The 15,245-nt window shown below is 71.5% G+C and carries 11 protein-coding genes; 4 read left to right on the top strand and 7 right to left on the bottom strand.

The window, feature by feature from the left end:
- The 7 genes from VFZ20_RS02625 to uxaC all read right to left on the bottom strand — a co-directional run.
- Positions 1-482: carboxypeptidase regulatory-like domain-containing protein (locus tag VFZ20_RS02625; protein WP_329682266.1), on the bottom strand; the 482-nt coding region annotated here is incomplete at its 3' end.
- 412 nt (positions 483-894) lie between these two features.
- Entirely contained in the window at positions 895-2,217 is a 1,323-nt protein-coding gene (locus VFZ20_RS02630; protein ID WP_329682267.1) for an MFS transporter, read from the bottom strand.
- A gap of 5 nt (positions 2,218-2,222) precedes the next feature.
- Positions 2,223-3,224, bottom strand: coding sequence for a sugar kinase (locus VFZ20_RS02635; RefSeq protein WP_329682268.1), 1,002 nt, complete (start codon positions 3,222-3,224; stop codon positions 2,223-2,225).
- A complete protein-coding gene (locus tag VFZ20_RS02640) occupies positions 3,221-3,907 on the bottom strand; it encodes a bifunctional 4-hydroxy-2-oxoglutarate aldolase/2-dehydro-3-deoxy-phosphogluconate aldolase (protein ID WP_329682269.1) in 687 nt (228 codons plus the stop codon). The genes VFZ20_RS02635 and VFZ20_RS02640 overlap by 4 nt, the downstream gene beginning before the upstream one ends.
- 623 nt (positions 3,908-4,530) lie before the next feature.
- On the bottom strand, positions 4,531-6,012 hold the full coding sequence (locus tag VFZ20_RS02645; RefSeq protein WP_329682270.1) for a tagaturonate reductase: 1,482 nt from the start codon (positions 6,010-6,012) through the stop codon (positions 4,531-4,533).
- A 148-nt stretch (positions 6,013-6,160) separates the two neighbouring features.
- Positions 6,161-7,663: an altronate dehydratase family protein gene (locus VFZ20_RS02650; RefSeq protein WP_329682271.1), complete on the bottom strand. Its 1,503-nt coding sequence runs from the start codon at positions 7,661-7,663 to the stop codon at positions 6,161-6,163.
- A complete protein-coding gene (gene uxaC, locus VFZ20_RS02655) occupies positions 7,663-9,150 on the bottom strand; it encodes a glucuronate isomerase (protein WP_329682272.1) in 1,488 nt (495 codons plus the stop codon). Before uxaC ends, VFZ20_RS02650 begins: the two co-directional genes overlap by 1 nt.
- Positions 9,151-9,711: 561 nt before the next feature.
- Here uxaC and VFZ20_RS02660 point away from each other — a divergent pair.
- The 4 genes from VFZ20_RS02660 (at position 9,712) to kduD (ending at position 15,086) form a co-directional block, all read left to right on the top strand.
- Positions 9,712-10,929, top strand: coding sequence for an ROK family transcriptional regulator (locus tag VFZ20_RS02660; protein WP_329682273.1), 1,218 nt, complete (start codon positions 9,712-9,714; stop codon positions 10,927-10,929).
- Positions 10,930-11,393: 464 nt separating this feature from the next.
- The gene (locus VFZ20_RS02665; protein WP_329682274.1) at positions 11,394-12,944 is read left to right on the top strand and encodes a glycoside hydrolase family 28 protein; all 1,551 of its coding nucleotides are present in this window, start codon (positions 11,394-11,396) and stop codon (positions 12,942-12,944) included.
- 4 nt (positions 12,945-12,948) lie between these two features.
- Positions 12,949-14,313 carry a glycoside hydrolase family 88/105 protein gene (locus tag VFZ20_RS02670; protein ID WP_329682275.1) on the top strand — a complete coding sequence of 455 codons (1,365 nt, stop codon included), beginning with the start codon at positions 12,949-12,951 and terminating at the stop codon, positions 14,311-14,313.
- A 14-nt stretch (positions 14,314-14,327) separates the two neighbouring features.
- Positions 14,328-15,086: a 2-dehydro-3-deoxy-D-gluconate 5-dehydrogenase KduD gene (gene kduD, locus VFZ20_RS02675; protein WP_349264055.1), complete on the top strand. Its 759-nt coding sequence runs from the start codon at positions 14,328-14,330 to the stop codon at positions 15,084-15,086.
- Positions 15,087-15,245 lie beyond the last annotated feature (159 nt).

A 15,245-nucleotide genomic window follows, 5' to 3' on the forward strand; every position in this document is an offset into this window, starting at 1 on the left:
GTCTGCACCTCCACGCCGGGAACGGCGCCCTGCAGCATCTGGTCAACGGAGGTGACGGGGGCGCGCTCGATGGCGTTGAGGTTCACCGAGCTCACGGCGCCCGTGAGGTCGCTGCGGCGCTGCGTGCCGTAGCCCACGGCCACCACCTCGTCCAGCATGAGCACGCCCGAGGCAAGCGCGAAGTCCGCCGTGACCGTGGCCCCGGCCGTGACCGTCACCGTCCGGTTCTGCGTGGTGTTGCCCAGCCGCGCGGCCGTGACCGTGCGCGACCCGGCCGGGACGCCCGGCAGGGTGTAGCGGCCCTCCGCGTCCGTCACCGTGCTGCTGGTGGTGCCCTGCACCGAGACCGTCGCGGCGGGCAGCGGCTGGCCGGACGTGGCGTCCGTCACCGTTCCCGTGATGCGGCCCGTGGTCTGCGCGCGCGCGCCGGCCGGCGCGAGCGCCAGTGCGAGCAGGCAGAGGAGTGCGGCGTTCCATTTCATCGCGTGGACTCTCCGGGAGAGGTTGACCCTCGGTGTGGTGTGGCAGGGATCACAGCCGGGCCGCCGCGGCCGTGCGGCCGGGCCGGACTGCAGGGGGTGCACGACGGGGCGGGTCGGAATCCCCATTTGCACCTACAACGAACAAAAGCAGCAGCGGTGCGGTGGATACGCACCTCGTCGTCTTCGGTCCAGCGGGGGCGCCGCGTGAGGCGGGTCACGCGCGCGGCACCCCGAACGGCGGGAACGGAGGGTGGAAGCCCGTCCCCCCGCCGGCGCGAGGCGGACCGGGTATTTCCGGTCCCGCATCGTATATTGTTCCCAATAGGAACTAAGGGATTCGGAATGTAGCGAGTGCGTTTGCGTCCCGCAACGTTTTCGCCGCCGTTCCCTCGCGTTCGAGCCCCGTCCGTCCTCAGTCCAGCTGCGCGGGCTGCAGGCGCGGGACGATCAGGTGCATGAGGAGCAGCGCCGTCACGTACGCCAGGCCGCACACCATGAAGATGAGCGAGTAGTTGTTGTGCGTGGCCTCCAGGATGCGCCCCGTGGCGCGCTGAAAGAGCACGCCGCCCATGGCGCCCGCGAACCCGCCGATGCCCACCACCGACGCCACGGCGCGGCGGGGAAACATGTCGCTGGCCGTCGTGAACAGGTTGGCGCTCCACCACTGGTGCGCCGCCGCCGCCACGCTCACGATGGCCACGGCCACCCACAGGCTCTTCGCGTGGGGCGCGAACATCGTCGGGACGATGAGCAGGGCGGGGATCAGCAGGGCCGTCTTGCGCCCCGCGTTCACGCTCCAGCCGCGCTTGATGAGCGTGCTGCTTACCCATCCGCCGCCCACGCTTCCCACGTCGGCCACCAGGTAGATGACGATCAGGGGCAGCGCCACGCCCGCGAGCTTCACCCCGAAGTTGGCGTCCAGGAATTTGGGCAGCCAGTACAGGTAGAACCACCAGATGGGGTCCGTGAGGAACTTGCCCAGGAAGAACGCCCACGTCTGCCGGTGCGCCAGCAGGCTCAGCCAGGGGATGGCCGTCGACGGCTCCTCCGGGTCGCTGCGGATGTGCGCCAGCTCCGCGGCATTCACCTTCGGATGCTGCTCCGGCGAGCGGTACAGCGCCAGCCAGAACGCCAGCCACACGAAGCCCAGGGCGCCCGTGGCGATGAACGCCCACTGCCATCCCCAGTGCAGGGCGATGAACGGCACCATCAGCGGGGCCACGATGGCGCCCACGTTGCTGCCGGCGTTGAAGATGCCCGTGGCGAACGCCCGCTCCCGCCTGGGAAACCACTCCGCCGTGGCCTTGATGGCGCCGGGAAAGTTGCCCGACTCGCCCAGCCCCAGCGCGCCGCGGGCCACGGCGAACCCGCCCGCCGTCCGCGCGAACGCGTGCCCCATGGCCGCCAGGCTCCAGCTGACGATGGCGAAGCTGAACCCCCTGCGCACGCCCCAGCGGTCCAGGATGCGCCCCATCCCCAGGAACCCCAGCGCGTACGCGAAGCTGAACCACGAGACGATGTCGCCGTAGTCCGCCTCGCTCCAGCCGATCTCCGTCTGCAGGGTGGGGGCAAGGATGCCCAGCACCTGCCGGTCGATGTAGTTGATGGTGGTCGCGGCGAACAGCAGCGCGCAGATGGTCCACCGGTAGCGCGTCATGGGGCCCGCCGCGGCCGGCGGGACGGCCGCGGGGCGCGCGGGCGCGGCGTCCGTCACCATGGGGTCGGAAGTCGACATCGGGGTCACGCGGTGCGTTGGAGGAGTGCATCGACCTCGTCCGCCGTCACGCGGTTGAAGTCGCCGGGGATGGTGAGCTTGAGCGCGCTGGCCGCCGTGGCGAACTCCAGCGCGTCCGCGGGGGCGCGGCCGGCCAGCGTGGCGTGGAGGAGCGCCGCCGCGAAGCTGTCGCCGCCGCCCACGCGGTCCACCACCTTCACCTGCCAGCGCCGGCTGCGGTGCAGGGTGGACGTCTGCGGATCGAACAGCGCCGTGCTCCACCCGTGCTCGCCCGCGGTGATCACCTCGCGCCGCGTGAGCGCCACGGCGCGGCAGCCCAGGTCCGCCGCGATGGCCTCGGCGGACGCGCGGAGGGCGTCGTCCGACTCCGCGTCCGGGCCGGCGTCGGGGCCCACGCCCAGCATGGCGCGCACGGCGCCCGGGTTGCCGATCAGCAGGTCGCAGCCGCCCACGAGGGCGCGCGTCACGGGCCGGGGATCGCGCCCCGTCCACAGCGCGGGGCGGTAGTTCAGGTCCACGCTCACCCTTACGCCCGACCGGCGCGCGTGCTCGACCGCGTCCTGCGCCGCCCGCGCCGGCCCGTCGCCCAGCGCGGGGGTGATGCCGGACAGGTGCAGCCAGTCCGCGCCGCCCAGCAGGCCGTCCCAGTCGAAGTCCGCCGGGTCCAGCGTGGCGAACGCGGACCCGGCCCGGTCGTAGACCACGCGGAGCGCGCGGACGTCCGCGCCGCCCTCCACGAAGTAGATGCCCAGCCGGTCGCCGCCGCGCAGCATGCCGCGTGTGCCCACGCCCTCCGCGCGCATGGCCGCCACGGCCGCGTCGCCCACGGCGTTCTGCGGCACGCGCGTCACGTAGTCGCTGCGGATGCCGAAGTGCGCCAGCGACGCCGCCACGTTGGCCTCGCTGCCGCCAAAGAAGGTGCGCAGCTTGGGCTGCTGGAACAGCCGGTCCTGTCCCGGGGGCGAGAGCCGCAGCATCAGCTCGCCGAAGGTAACCACGCGCTTCACGCGGCACCTCCGTGGGCGGCGGCCACGGACTCGGCCGTCCGCCGGGCGAGCGCCGTGATGGCGGGCCAGTCGCCGGCGGCGACGAGCCTGGTGTCCACGAGGGTGCTGCCCAGGCCCACGGCGGCCGCGCCGGCGCGGATCCACTCGCCCGCGTTCTCCGGCGTGACGCCGCCCGTGGGGCAGAGCTTGAGGAACGGCATGGGCGCGCGGACGCCCTTGATGAACGACGGTCCCAGCGCGTCGGAGGGGAATACCTTCACCAGGTCCGCGCCGGCCTCGTGGGCGCGCAGGATCTCGGTCGGCGTAAAGGCGCCGGGAAGGGCGGCGGCGCCCTGACGCTGCGCCTCCTGGAGGACGAGCGGCCTGAAGACCGGAGAGACGACGAACCGCGCGCCGGCTTCCACGGCGCGGCGCGCGGTGTCTTCGTCCAGCACGGAGCCCACGCCCACGAGCAGGTCGTCGCCGGCTTCGCGGGCCAGGCGGGCGATGGCGTCCAGGGCGCCGGGCACGGTCATCGTCACCTCGATGGCGCTGACGCCGCCGGCGTGCAGGGCCTGCGCGACGGGGAGCACGTCGTCCGCGCGCTGCACGCGGACCACGGCCAGCGCGCCGAGCGCCTCGATCCGCCGGGCGACCGCCTCGCGCGTGGCGGCGGGCGGGAAAGACTGCGTGAGTGTCACCATCGGTCCCGTTTTCAGGGTGGGTGGTCGTGGCGTGTGATCGAACGTCCGTGCGAAGGACTGAACGGCGGGGGACAGGGGACAGGTTACAGGGGACAGCCTGCAACTGCGTTCTCCTCGTCCGCCCGCCCCAGCCCCGGCGAATGATGCCGATTGCCGATCTGATCCGGCAAAGGCCGTCCCCCAGCCGGAGTGAATGAACTCGCCGCTGGAAAGGCACGAAGTCCGCCTTCGCGGACTGCCCCAGCGAGATCGTCTGGTGTGCACCAGTGGCGCACATCGAGCAGTTGAAGCCTCACGCGGTTTGTGAGGCTTTCCGCAGGCGTTGCGGCGGCTTCAGCCGCTCCGGCTCAAAGGCGGCCTTTTACCGGATCAGATCCGCAATCGACATTATTCGCCGCTATGAACCCGCAATGTTGGCCTTCGCCGACAGCTCCTGCCGCACGCATCGCTGTGCACACGGGCCGCGTTCGGGCCGTCGAAGCTCGCCCCGGTGCACATGGCGCCGCCCGTGCTGGAGCAGTCCGCGCAGGCGGACTTCGCGAATTTCCAGCGGCGAATTCATTCGCTCCTGGCGCGCGGGCTCCGCGATCGCGATCCGATCCCGACCGATCGCGATGCGCGGCTTACGCCGTCGCGCCGGCGGCCAGGTGCTGCTCCAGGGCCGCTTCCACGCCCAGCGTGCGCATGCGCGTGAGCGCGGCGGCGACGGCGGCGGTGAAGCCGGGGACAGTGGACAGGTCCGCGCCCCACAGCTCCGCGTCCGCGCAGACGGCGCTCGCCAGCTCGGGCTCGGCGGCGTCGCAGGCGGCCCAGTGGGCGCGCACGCGATCCGCCTGGTCGTCGGCCAGGCCCAGGCCCTCGCGCACCATCCGCAGGTACGCCGCGAACCCGAACGCCAGCGACTCGGGCACGCGCCCCAGCACGCCGTTGCGCACGATGCTGGGCACCACGCGCACGCGCATCTTCATCGTCTGCTGCAGCGAGATGTCGCGCAGGGCGTGCTGTACGTACGGGTTGGCGAAGCGGTCCAGCACGGCGCGCGCGTACGCCTCGCCGCCGGGCGCATCGACCGTCGGGACGATCTCGTCCAGCATGGCGCGCCGCAGGAACGGCCCCACCATGGGATGGCGGACAGCGTCCAGCACCGTCTCGCATCCGCACAGCACGGCCGTGGGCACGGTGATGGTGTGCGCGCCGTTCAGCATCCGCACCTTGCGCAGGCGGTACGGCGCCACGTCCTCCGTCACCGCGACGCCGGGCACGTCGGCGAAGGGCAGGCGCGCGCGCATCGTCTCGTCGCCCTGGATGACGAACAGGCAGTACGCCTCGGCCACCGTCAGCAGCGCGTCGCGGTAGCCCAGCGCCGTCTCGGCCTCGGCGCGCGCGTCGGGCGCCGGCGTGCCGGGGACGATGCGGTCCACGAGCGTGTTGCAAAAGGGGACGGCGGACGCGATCCACGCCGCGAACCGCGCGTCGAGATGCCAGCGCTCCGCCAGCCGCAGGACGATGGCGCGCAGCTTGTCGCCGTTGTCCTCGATGAGCTCGCAGGGGAGCACGACCACGCCGCGCGCGGGATCGAAGCCAAACGCCGTGGCGCGCTCGTACAGGAAGCGCGTGAGCTTGCCGGGGAACGAGCGGGGCGGGGCGAGGTCCGGCTGGTCGTCCTCGTCCAGGACGATGCCCACTTCCGTCGTGTTGCTGAAGACGAGCTCCAGCAGCGGGTTGCGCGCGCACGCCAGCACCGCGTCCCACTCGTCCACCGCCGAGAGCGCGCGGCTCACGGAGCCGATGACGCGCTGCTCGTGGACGGGCTCGCCGTCCTGGATGCCCTGCACGGAGAGGGTGAACAGCCCGTCCTGCTCGGCGAGGACGCGGTCGCGCCCGCTGCCCGTGGAGCCGACCATGACGACGCGTCCGCCAAAGCGGCCGGCGCGGTTGGCGGCGTCCAGGAACGGCTCCACGAACCCGCGCAGAAACGCGCCCGTGCCGAACTGCACCGCGCGCTCCGGCAGGTCCAGCAGCACCGGCGCGGGCACGCCCACGTCCGTCCGCGCCTGGAAGGCGGCGGATTCGACGAGAGCGCGGTTCAGCAGGGGCAGGGGCATCGTGCTTCGTTCAGGTCAAAAGAAAACAGATTTCTCACGCAGAGCCGCAGAGGCGCAGAGAACTGCATTTTTGTGATGAAGTACTCTGCGTCCTCTGCGGCTCTGCGTGAGAAAAGCAGTAGCGCTCTCCCACGGCACGAGCCTCACGTCAGAGCGTGACGCCTTCCTTCCAGATGGCGATCTCGCGGTAGCCGTGCATCTCGTTGTTCGTGCGGATGCGCCCCGACGCCACGTCCAGGATGCGCGCGAACAGCGCGTCCGCCAGGCCGTCCAGCGTGGCCGCGCCGTCCAGCAGCGCGCCCGCGTTGAAGTCGATCCAGTGCGGCTTCTTTTCCGAGATGTGGCTGTTGCTGCTGATCTTGATCGTCGGCACGGGAAAGCCCAGCGGCGTGCCGCGGCCCGTCGTGAACAGCAGTACCGTGGCGCCGCTGGCCACCATGGCCGTGGACGACACGCCGTCGTTGCCCGGCGCCTCCAGCAGCGACAGGCCGCCCGTCGCCGCCGGCTGGCCGTAGCGCAGCACGCGGCTGACGGTCGCCTGGCCGCCCTTCTGGATGGCGCCCAGCGACTTCTCCTCCAGCGTCGTCAGCCCGCCCGCCTTGTTGCCGGGGGAGGGGTTCTCGTAGATGGGCTGATCGTGGCGGATGAAATAATCCTTGAAGTCGTTGATCATCGCGACGATGTCGCGGAACACCCCTTCGTCCGCCGCCCGGTTCATCAGCACCTGCTCGGCGCCGAACATCTCCGGCACCTCCGTGAGGATCACGCCGCCGCCCATCGCCGTCATCCGGTCTGCGATGCGCCCCACGAGCGGGTTGGCGCTGATGCCGCTGAAGCCGTCGGATCCGCCGCACTTGTGGCCCAGGATCAGCGCGGACGCGGGGCACTCCGTGCGGACGTCGCCCTCCATCCGCGCCACCAGCGCGGCGACGGCGTCCACGCCCTCCTCCACCTCGTCCACCACGTCCTGCGTGTTGAACCAGCGCAGGCGCTCGCGGTCCACGTCGCCGGCCAGGGCCAGCAGCTGGTCCATCTGGTTGTTCTCGCAGCCCAGCCCGAGAACGAGCACGCCGCCCGCGTTGGGATGGCGAAGCAGGCCCGCCAGCACCTTCTGCGTGTTCGAGAGGTCGTCGCCCAGCTGGCTGCAGCCATACGGGTGGCTGAACGAGAACACGCCGTCCGTGCGCCCTGCGAACCGCTCGCCCGCCACCCGCGCGATGCGCTCCGCCGCCGTGTTCACGCAGCCGACGGTGTTGACGATCCACACCTCGTTGCGCGTGCCCACGCGGCCGTCCGCCCGGCGGTAGCCCATGAACGTGGGGACGGACGCGGCGGATGCGGACGATCCGTCGCGCTGCACGGGCCGGTACGCATACTCCAGCGTGCCGGACAGGCGCGTGCGCAGGTTCTGCGAGTGCACCCAGGCGCCCGCGGCCACCGGCGCCGTTGCCTCGCCGATGACGAAGCCGTACTTGGTGACCGCGTCGCCGGGCGCCAGCGGGACGAGCGCCAGCTTGTGGCCGGCGGGGACGTCCTCCACGAGCGTGACGCGCGCGCCGTCCACCGCCACCTCCGTCCCCTCGTGCAGCGGGACGACGGCCACGGCCACGTTGTCGCCGGGGTGAATGCGGACGGCCAGCGGGGCGTCCATCACGTCTCCACCAGCGTGGCCGGGGCGCGGGCCGGCTCCGGCACCGTGTCCAGCCGGTACGTCTGCCGGGCGAGGTCGTACGCCACGGCGCGCGCCATCTCGTGCGCGTCGTCCATGGTGATGACGTGGCGCGCGACCAGGCCGGCCAGCCAGTTGGCGTCCACGCGGCGGTTCAGGTCGTGCCGCGCGGGGATGCTGCAGAACGCCCGCGTGTCGTCGTTGAAGCCCGCCGTGTTGTAGATGCCGGCCGTTTCCGTCGTCCGCTCGCGGAAGCGCTTCATCCCCTCGACCGAATCGTGGAACCACCAGGGCGGGCCCAGCCGCAGGGCGGGGTAGTGCCCGGCCAGCGGCGCCAGCTCCCGCGCGTACGTCGACTCGTCCAGGGTGAAGAGGACCAGCGTGAGGCGCGGGTCGTTGCCGTACGCGTTCAGCAGGTTGCGCAGGTTGCGCGTGTACTCCGTCCGGACGGGGATGTCCGCGCCCTTGTCCATGCCGAACCGGTCGAAGACGCGCTGGTTGTGGTCGCGCAGGGCGCCGGCGTGCAGCTGCATCACCATGCCGTCCTCCGTGGACATGCGCGCCATCTCCATCAGCATGTGCGCCTCGAAGCGCGCCTGGTCCGCGGCCGTCGCCTGGCCCGCGCGGCCTAGCTGGAACAGGCGGTCGGCCTCGGCGTCGGGCAGGCGCTCCGTGTACGGCTCCACGACGGCGTGGTCCGTGGACGTGGCGCCCAGCGAGCGGAAGAACGCGCGGCGCGCCTCCAGCACGGAGATGAAAGCCGCGTAGCCGTCCACCGTCGTCCCCGCCGCGCGCTCCAGCGCCTGGATCTCCGCGGCCCAGGTGGGCTGGGCGATGCGGAAGACGGCATCCGGGCGAAAGGTGGGCACCACGCGGCCGCCCCAGCCGCTGTCGCGGATGGCCTGGTGGTGCGCCAGCGGGTCCGCGGCTGCGTCCGTCGTCGTCAGCACCTCGATGGTGAAGCGCTCGAACAGGGCACGCGGGCGAAACTCCGGCGACCGCAGCCGCTCGGCGATCTCGTCGTACACGCGCAGGGCCGTGGCGCCGTTGAGCCGCGTGCGCACGCCGAACACGTCGTGCAGCTCCATGTCCAGCCACGCGCCCGTGGGCGTGCCGCGGAACAGGTGGTACTGCTCGCCGAACCGCTGCCAGATCTTTCGCGGATCGCTTTCCACCGCCGTGCCGTCGCGCGCGGGGACGCCCATGGCTTCCATGGGCACGCCCTGCGAGTACAGCATCCGGAAGATGTAGTGGTCGGGGATGAGCAGCAGCGCCGTGGGCTCCGGGAACGGCGCGTCGGTGGCCAGCAGCGCCGGGTCCACGTGGCCGTGCGGACAGACGAGCGGCAGCCCGCGCGTCTGCTCGTAGAGGGCGCGCGCGATGCGGCGTACGCCCGGGTCCGGATCAAGGAAGCGGTCCTCGTGCAGCACCAGCGGCTCGGCGTGCGGGGAGGAGGAGGCGGCGTGCATCGGGCGTACGGGGTGCGAGGGGCGCCAGCGGCACGTATAGGTGCGCCGCGACCGGCCGAGCGGACAGCGGGCCGAACCCGCATTTGTTCTCAGTTGGAACTATCGGTGCTAATGTATCCGCATCCTCCCGGCCGCGCAACGGTGGTGACGGGGGAGGGCGGATGTGGTGGTGGTGCGCGGAGTTCCGGCGGCGGCGGAGCGCCCCCCTCCCCGACCCTCCCCCACAAACTGCGTGGGGGAGGGAGGTGGTTCGTGCACGTCGGCATCCCTTCTCCCGAAGCGCGGTTCTCCCCCTCTCCGCGAGGAACGTGCGGGGAGGGGGTCGGGGGGTGGGGCGGGTTGCTGCCGGCGCGATCCGTCCCTGTCCGCTCTGACCCTCGTCCTGCCTGCGCGACGGAATCCACCACGCTTGCCATCCCCCCTTCGCCTCCGCATCTTGCGACGGGTGATGATGCGGCGGACACGAGGGCCTTGCGTGTTCCGGAGCGGAACGGCAATTTTGTTCTGATTGGGAACTATCCTGGGGATCCTTCTCTCTCCCCGGCCACCGGGAACGAGTCCGTGAGAAAGATCAACGTCCGCAACTTCACGCTGGCCACGCGCAGCACCTCCCGGGAGATCAACCGGCAGATCCTGCTGAACCTGGTCCGCGAGCACCAGCCCATCTCCCGCGCCGACCTGGCGCGGCGGATGAACATTGGGCGCGGGCGCGTGACGGCGCTGGTGAACGAGCTGCTGGAGGAAGGCGCCATCTACGAGGGCGCCACGGTAGACACGGCGCGCGGCCGCAAGCCGCAGATGCTGCACATCCGCACGCAGGACCGCCTGGTCCTGGCCGCCGACGTGCGCTTCAGCCGCACCTACCTCATGCTCAGTGACTTCGCGGGGACGCAGATCGCCCTGGAGACGTTCCCCACGCAGGTAGACCCCGCGAAGATGGTGGAGGAGCTCGCCACCCGCGTGGAGCGCCTGCTGCGCAACTACTGCAGCGGCGGCGAGTGCGAGGGCTTTGGCCTCGTCGTCCCGGGCATGGTGGACCAGCGGACGGGGCGGGTGCTCAACTCGCCGCAGCTGGGGTGGCGGGACGTGGACATCCGCGACCAGCTGGCCGCGGCCACGGGCCTCACGGTGCAGATCGAGAACGCGCCCATCGCCTGCGCGCTCGCGCAGATGTGGCTGGGCCAGCGCGGCGCCGACACGGGCGACTTCGTGTACGTGACGGTGGGCGACGGCGTGGGCGCGGGCGTGGTGGTGAACGGACAGGTGGTGCGCGGGCACAGCCACACGGCGGGCGAGTTTGGGCACGTTCCCATGAACCCCGAGGGCCCGCGCTGCCTGTGCGGCGCGCGCGGATGCTGGGAGGCGCACACCTCCAATCTCGCTACGCTCAGCCGCTACCTGGGGCTGGAGCTGGCGAGCCCGCGTACGCGGCAGGCGCTGGAGGACTCGTCCGTGACGCTGGACGGGCTCATCACCCTGGCGCGCACGGGCGATGAAAAGGCGCGCGCCACGCTGGACGAGACGGGGCGGTACCTGGGCCGCGGCCTGGCGATGATCGTGAACGCGCTGAACCCGTCGCGCATCTTCATCGGCGGCGAGGTGACGGCGGCGTGGGACATCATCGAGCCGTGGGTGCGTGCTGAGATCGCCGAGCGCGCGCTCACGCCGGCCGCCGCCGCCACGCCCATCATCCCCGAGCAGACGGTGGTGAACCCGCGCCTTCGCGGCGCCATTGCCCTGCTCGCCGCCCCCGTCTTCGCCGCGCCGGAGATCGCGTAGGGCGAGGGGAGGAGGACAATGCGGAGGCGGGCAGAGCCGGGAAGGGGCAGAACCGGGGGAAGAGGCAGGACGGGGAAGAGGCAGGACGGGGAAGAGGCAGGACCGGGAAGAGGCAGGACGGGGAAGAGGCAGGACCGGGAGAGAGACAGAGCGGGATGGTCCCGTGCCGGATGGTGCGGTGCCGGATGGCGCGAAGTCCCAGCCGAGCGAATGAATTCGCCGCTGGAAATTCGCGAAGTCCGCCTTCGCGGACTGCCCCAGCGAGGGTCGCCGCGGCACACCCGCGCGCGCCTCGCCGGGTGACGGCCCGCGTTGGTGGTTGAAGCCCTGTTCGCAGAGCGCGTCGGCGCGAGACGGGGCTTACCGCGGTCCCAGCGGCGGCTTTAGCCGCTCAGGCTGGGAGGTGGCAGTCCGGCGAGTTTGCTCCGAGTGGGAGCGAATGCACCTCAACCAGAAGCGAGCGGATGTCCGACCCTGACGTGCCGATGACTTCGCCCCTCTCGCGCCGCGACTTCGTCCGCTCCCTGGGAGTGGGCGCGGGCGCGGCGCTCGTGCTTCCGCTCGGGACGGCGTGCTCCTCGTTCGCCTCCGCCGCGTCCGCGCCGTCCGCCGCGAACGGTGCGTCGGCATCCGCATCCGGCGCCACGGGGTGGGACATGGTGCCGCGGATCCTGGCCCGCATCGTCCCGCCCACGTTTCCCGATCGCGATTTCCCCATCACCGATCACGGCGCGGTGGGCGACGGTCGCACGGACAACACGGCGGCGTTTCGCGCGGCCGTGCGGGCGTGCGCGGCGGCCGGCGGCGGACGCGTCGTCGTCCCCACGGGGCGCTTTCTCACCGGGCCCATCCACCTGCGCGGCAACGTGAACCTGCACGTGCAGCGCGGCGCCACCATCGCCTTCAGCCAGGACCCGGCGGACTACCTGCCCGCCGTCTTTACGCGCTGGGAGGGGATGGAGATGATGGGCTACTCGCCCCTCATCTACGCGTGGGAGCAGGAGAACGTGGCCGTCACGGGCGAGGGCACGCTGGACGGCCAGGCCGACGACACACACTGGTGGCCCTGGAAGGGCGGCCGCAACGCGCCGCTCCCGAATCAAATCGAGGCACGCAACCGGCTGTTCGAGATGGTGGAGGCCGGCGTACCCGTGGAGCAGCGGCAGTTCGGCGAGGGCTCGTACCTGCGGCCGCAGTTCATCCAGCCGTACCGCTGCCGCAACGTGCTCATCGAGGGCGTGACCATCGTCAACTCGCCCATGTGGGAGATCCACCCCGTGCTGTGCTCCAACGTGACGGTGCGCGGGGTCAGGATCGACACGCACGGCCCCAACAACGACGGCTGCGACCCCGAGTCGTGCCGCGACGTGCTCATCGAGAACTGCCTGTTCGACACGGGCGACGACTGCATCGCCATCAAGTCCGGCCGCAACGCCGACGGGCGCCGCATCAACGTCCCCAGCGAGAACATCATCGTCCGCGGCTGCCGGATGAAGGAAGGGCACGGCGGCGTCACCATCGGCAGCGAGATCAGCGGGCACGTGCGCAACGTGTTCGTGGAGGACTGCGAGATGGACTCGCCCGTGCTGGACCGCGCGCTGCGCTTCAAGAACAACGCGCTGCGGGGCGGCATCCTGGAGAACGTGTACATGCGCAACGTGCGCGTGGGCCAGGTGGCCGACGCCGTCCTCTCCGTCGATCTGTACTACGAAGAAGGCCAGCAGGGCCCGTTCGTCCCCGTGGTGCGCAACGTGGAGATGCGCAACGTCACGAGCCACAAGAGCAAGTACGGCCTGTACATGCGGGCGTACGAGCGGTCGGAGATCAGCGACGTGCGCATCATCGATTCGCGGTTCGACGGCGTGGAGCGCGGCAATGTGACGGAGGGCGTGCGCGGTCTGGTGATGGACGGCGTGCGGATCAACGGCCAGCTCGCCTCGGCCACGTCGCACGAGGCCGGCGCGAAGTCGGATGCCGACCTGCTGCCCAGCGACGTCCGCACCACCCCGCGCTGAGCCGATGACGATTCCGCTCCCCCGGATGCGGATTGCCGCGCGTCTGCGCATCCACGGCCAGCCGTTCGCGGGGTCGTCCACCATCGCCCGACGGGAGATGATGAGAATCCGCCTTCTTGCCTTGTTCGCGCTGTCGCTGGCCGCGTCGCCGCTGCACGCGCAGGTCGCACACCTCCCCGCCGGCACGGGTCTGGGCGAAGGCACCGCGCAGCCGGGCAACGCGCCGATCGAGATCCCCAACGCCGCGCCGCGCGCCCGCGCCTCGAGCGACGGACGCCCGTGGTCCGTGCGCGTCGCGGAGTCGGTGATGCGTCGCAACCCGCAGACACACCGCCGCTGGGACTACACGCAGGGCGTCGTGCTGGGCGCCATCGAGCGCGTTGGCCTGGCGCGGAACGACGCGGCCATGCTGGACTACGTGCGGACGAACATGGACCGCTGGATCGGGCCCGACGGATCCATCGAAGGCTACGAGATGGCGGAGTACAACATCGACGAGGTGTCGCAGGGCCGCCTTCTGTTCGGCCTGCACCAGCGCACGGGCGACGCGCGCTACCGTCGCGCGGCGGACCTCCTGCGCCAGCAGCTGCGCACGCACCCGCGCACGCCGGAAGGCGGCTTCTGGCACAAGCAGGTCTATCCGCAGCAGATGTGGCTGGACGGCCTGTACATGGGCCAGCCCTTTCTCGCGGAGTACGCGAAGACGTACGGCGAGCCGGCCGCGTTCGACGACGTCGCGCGCCAGTTCCTGCTCGTGGCCCGCCACACGCGCGATCCCCGCACGGGACTGATGTACCACGCGTGGGACTATGCGAAGGCGCAGCCCTGGGCGGACAGCGCGACGGGTTTGTCGGCCAACTTCTGGGGCCGGGCCATGGGCTGGTACGTCCTGGGCGTGGTGGAGACGCTGGACCACTTTCCGGCGGATCACCCGGATCGCGCGGCCATCATCCAGACGCTCAGGGACGCGGCCGAGGCCATCGAGCGCGTGCAGGATCCCGTCACGGGGCTGTGGTGGAACGTGATGGACCAGCCCAACCGCGCGGGCAACTACCTGGAGGCCAGCGCCAGCAGCATGTTCGTCTACGCGCTGGCCAAGGCGGCGCGGCTGGGCTACGTCGCGCCGGAATACAGGCAGGTGGCCGAGCGCGGCTTCGACGGCCTGCTCTCGAACCTGGTCCGCGAGAACGCGGACGGCACGGTGTCGCTCATCAACGTGGTGCAGGTGAGCGGCGTGGGCGGAAACCCGCGCCGCGACGGCAGCTACCGCGACGGATCGTACGCCTACTACGTGAGCGAGCCCGTGGTGACGGACGACTACAAGGGCGTGGGCCCCTTCATCCTCGCCGCCCTGGAGCTCGGCCGATGAGCGCCGAGTCGCTGATGCGGATGTTCTCGCTGGAGGGCCGGCGCGCGCTCGTCACGGGCGCCAGCCGCGGCCTGGGCCAGGCGATGGCCGTCGCGCTCGCCGAGGCCGGCGCGGACGTGGTCTGCGCCAGCACGACCCGAAGCGGGACGGACGAGACGGCGGCGCGCATGCGCGCGGCGGGTCGGCAGGCGTGGCAGGTGGAGGCCGATCACTCCGACCGCGCGTCCGTCCTCGCCATGGCGGACGAGGCGGAGCGGCTGGCGGGCCAGATCGACGTGCTCGTGAACAACGCGGGCACCATCCGTCGCCACCCCGCCGCCGAGTTCCCCCTGGCGGAGTGGGACGACGTGATCCGCACGAACCTGGATTCCGTCTTCGTGCTCAGCCAGCGCTTCGGCAAGGGGATGACGGAGCGCGGGGCGGGGAAGATCATCAACGTGGCGTCGCTGCTCTCGTTCCAGGGCGGCATCACGGTGCCGGCGTACACGGCCAGCAAGCACGCCGTGGCGGGGCTCACCAAGGCGCTGGCGAACGAGTGGGCGCGCCACGGGGTGCAGGTGAACGCCATCGCGCCGGGCTATTTCAGCACGGACAACACGCAGCGCCTGCGCGACGACCCGGACCGCTCACGCGACATCGGCGCGCGCATTCCGGCGGGCCGCTGGGGCGCGCCCGGGGACCTGGCCGGCGCCGTCGTGTTCCTGGCGAGCGCCGCGAGCGACTACGTGAACGGGCACGTGCTGGTGGTGGACGGGGGGTGGCTGGCGCGGTAGGCCCTTACCCCGCGGGCCCTCACCCCGCTCGTTCCTCGCGTCCCTCTCCCGCAAACTGCGCGGGAGAGGGTGTACACTTCGACGGGCGGTGGCGTGGGGCAGCAACCATCCCGTGCGATGAAGTTCTCCCCCTCCCCCGCGAAGCGGGGGCAGGGGGTC

It is taken from the genome of Longimicrobium sp. (genome assembly GCF_036280135.1).
In the GTDB taxonomy this organism is placed as follows: Bacteria; Gemmatimonadota; Gemmatimonadetes; order Longimicrobiales; family Longimicrobiaceae; genus Longimicrobium.

Bases quoted from the DNA above. Each gene is read 5' to 3' on its own strand.
- VFZ20_RS02665 (WP_329682274.1), top strand. From the start codon at position 11,394: ATGTCCGACCCTGACGTGCCGATGACTTCGCCCCTCTCGCGCCGCGAC.
- VFZ20_RS02650 (WP_329682271.1), bottom strand. From the start codon at position 7,663: ATGGACGCCCCGCTGGCCGTCCGCATTCACCCCGGCGACAACGTGGCC.
- uxaC (WP_329682272.1), bottom strand. From the start codon at position 9,150: ATGCACGCCGCCTCCTCCTCCCCGCACGCCGAGCCGCTGGTGCTGCAC.
- VFZ20_RS02645 (WP_329682270.1), bottom strand. From the start codon at position 6,012: ATGCCCCTGCCCCTGCTGAACCGCGCTCTCGTCGAATCCGCCGCCTTC.
- kduD (WP_349264055.1), top strand. From the start codon at position 14,328: ATGCGGATGTTCTCGCTGGAGGGCCGGCGCGCGCTCGTCACGGGCGCC.
- VFZ20_RS02670 (WP_329682275.1), top strand. From the start codon at position 12,949: ATGACGATTCCGCTCCCCCGGATGCGGATTGCCGCGCGTCTGCGCATC.
- VFZ20_RS02630 (WP_329682267.1), bottom strand. From the start codon at position 2,217: ATGTCGACTTCCGACCCCATGGTGACGGACGCCGCGCCCGCGCGCCCC.
- VFZ20_RS02640 (WP_329682269.1), bottom strand. From the start codon at position 3,907: ATGGTGACACTCACGCAGTCTTTCCCGCCCGCCGCCACGCGCGAGGCG.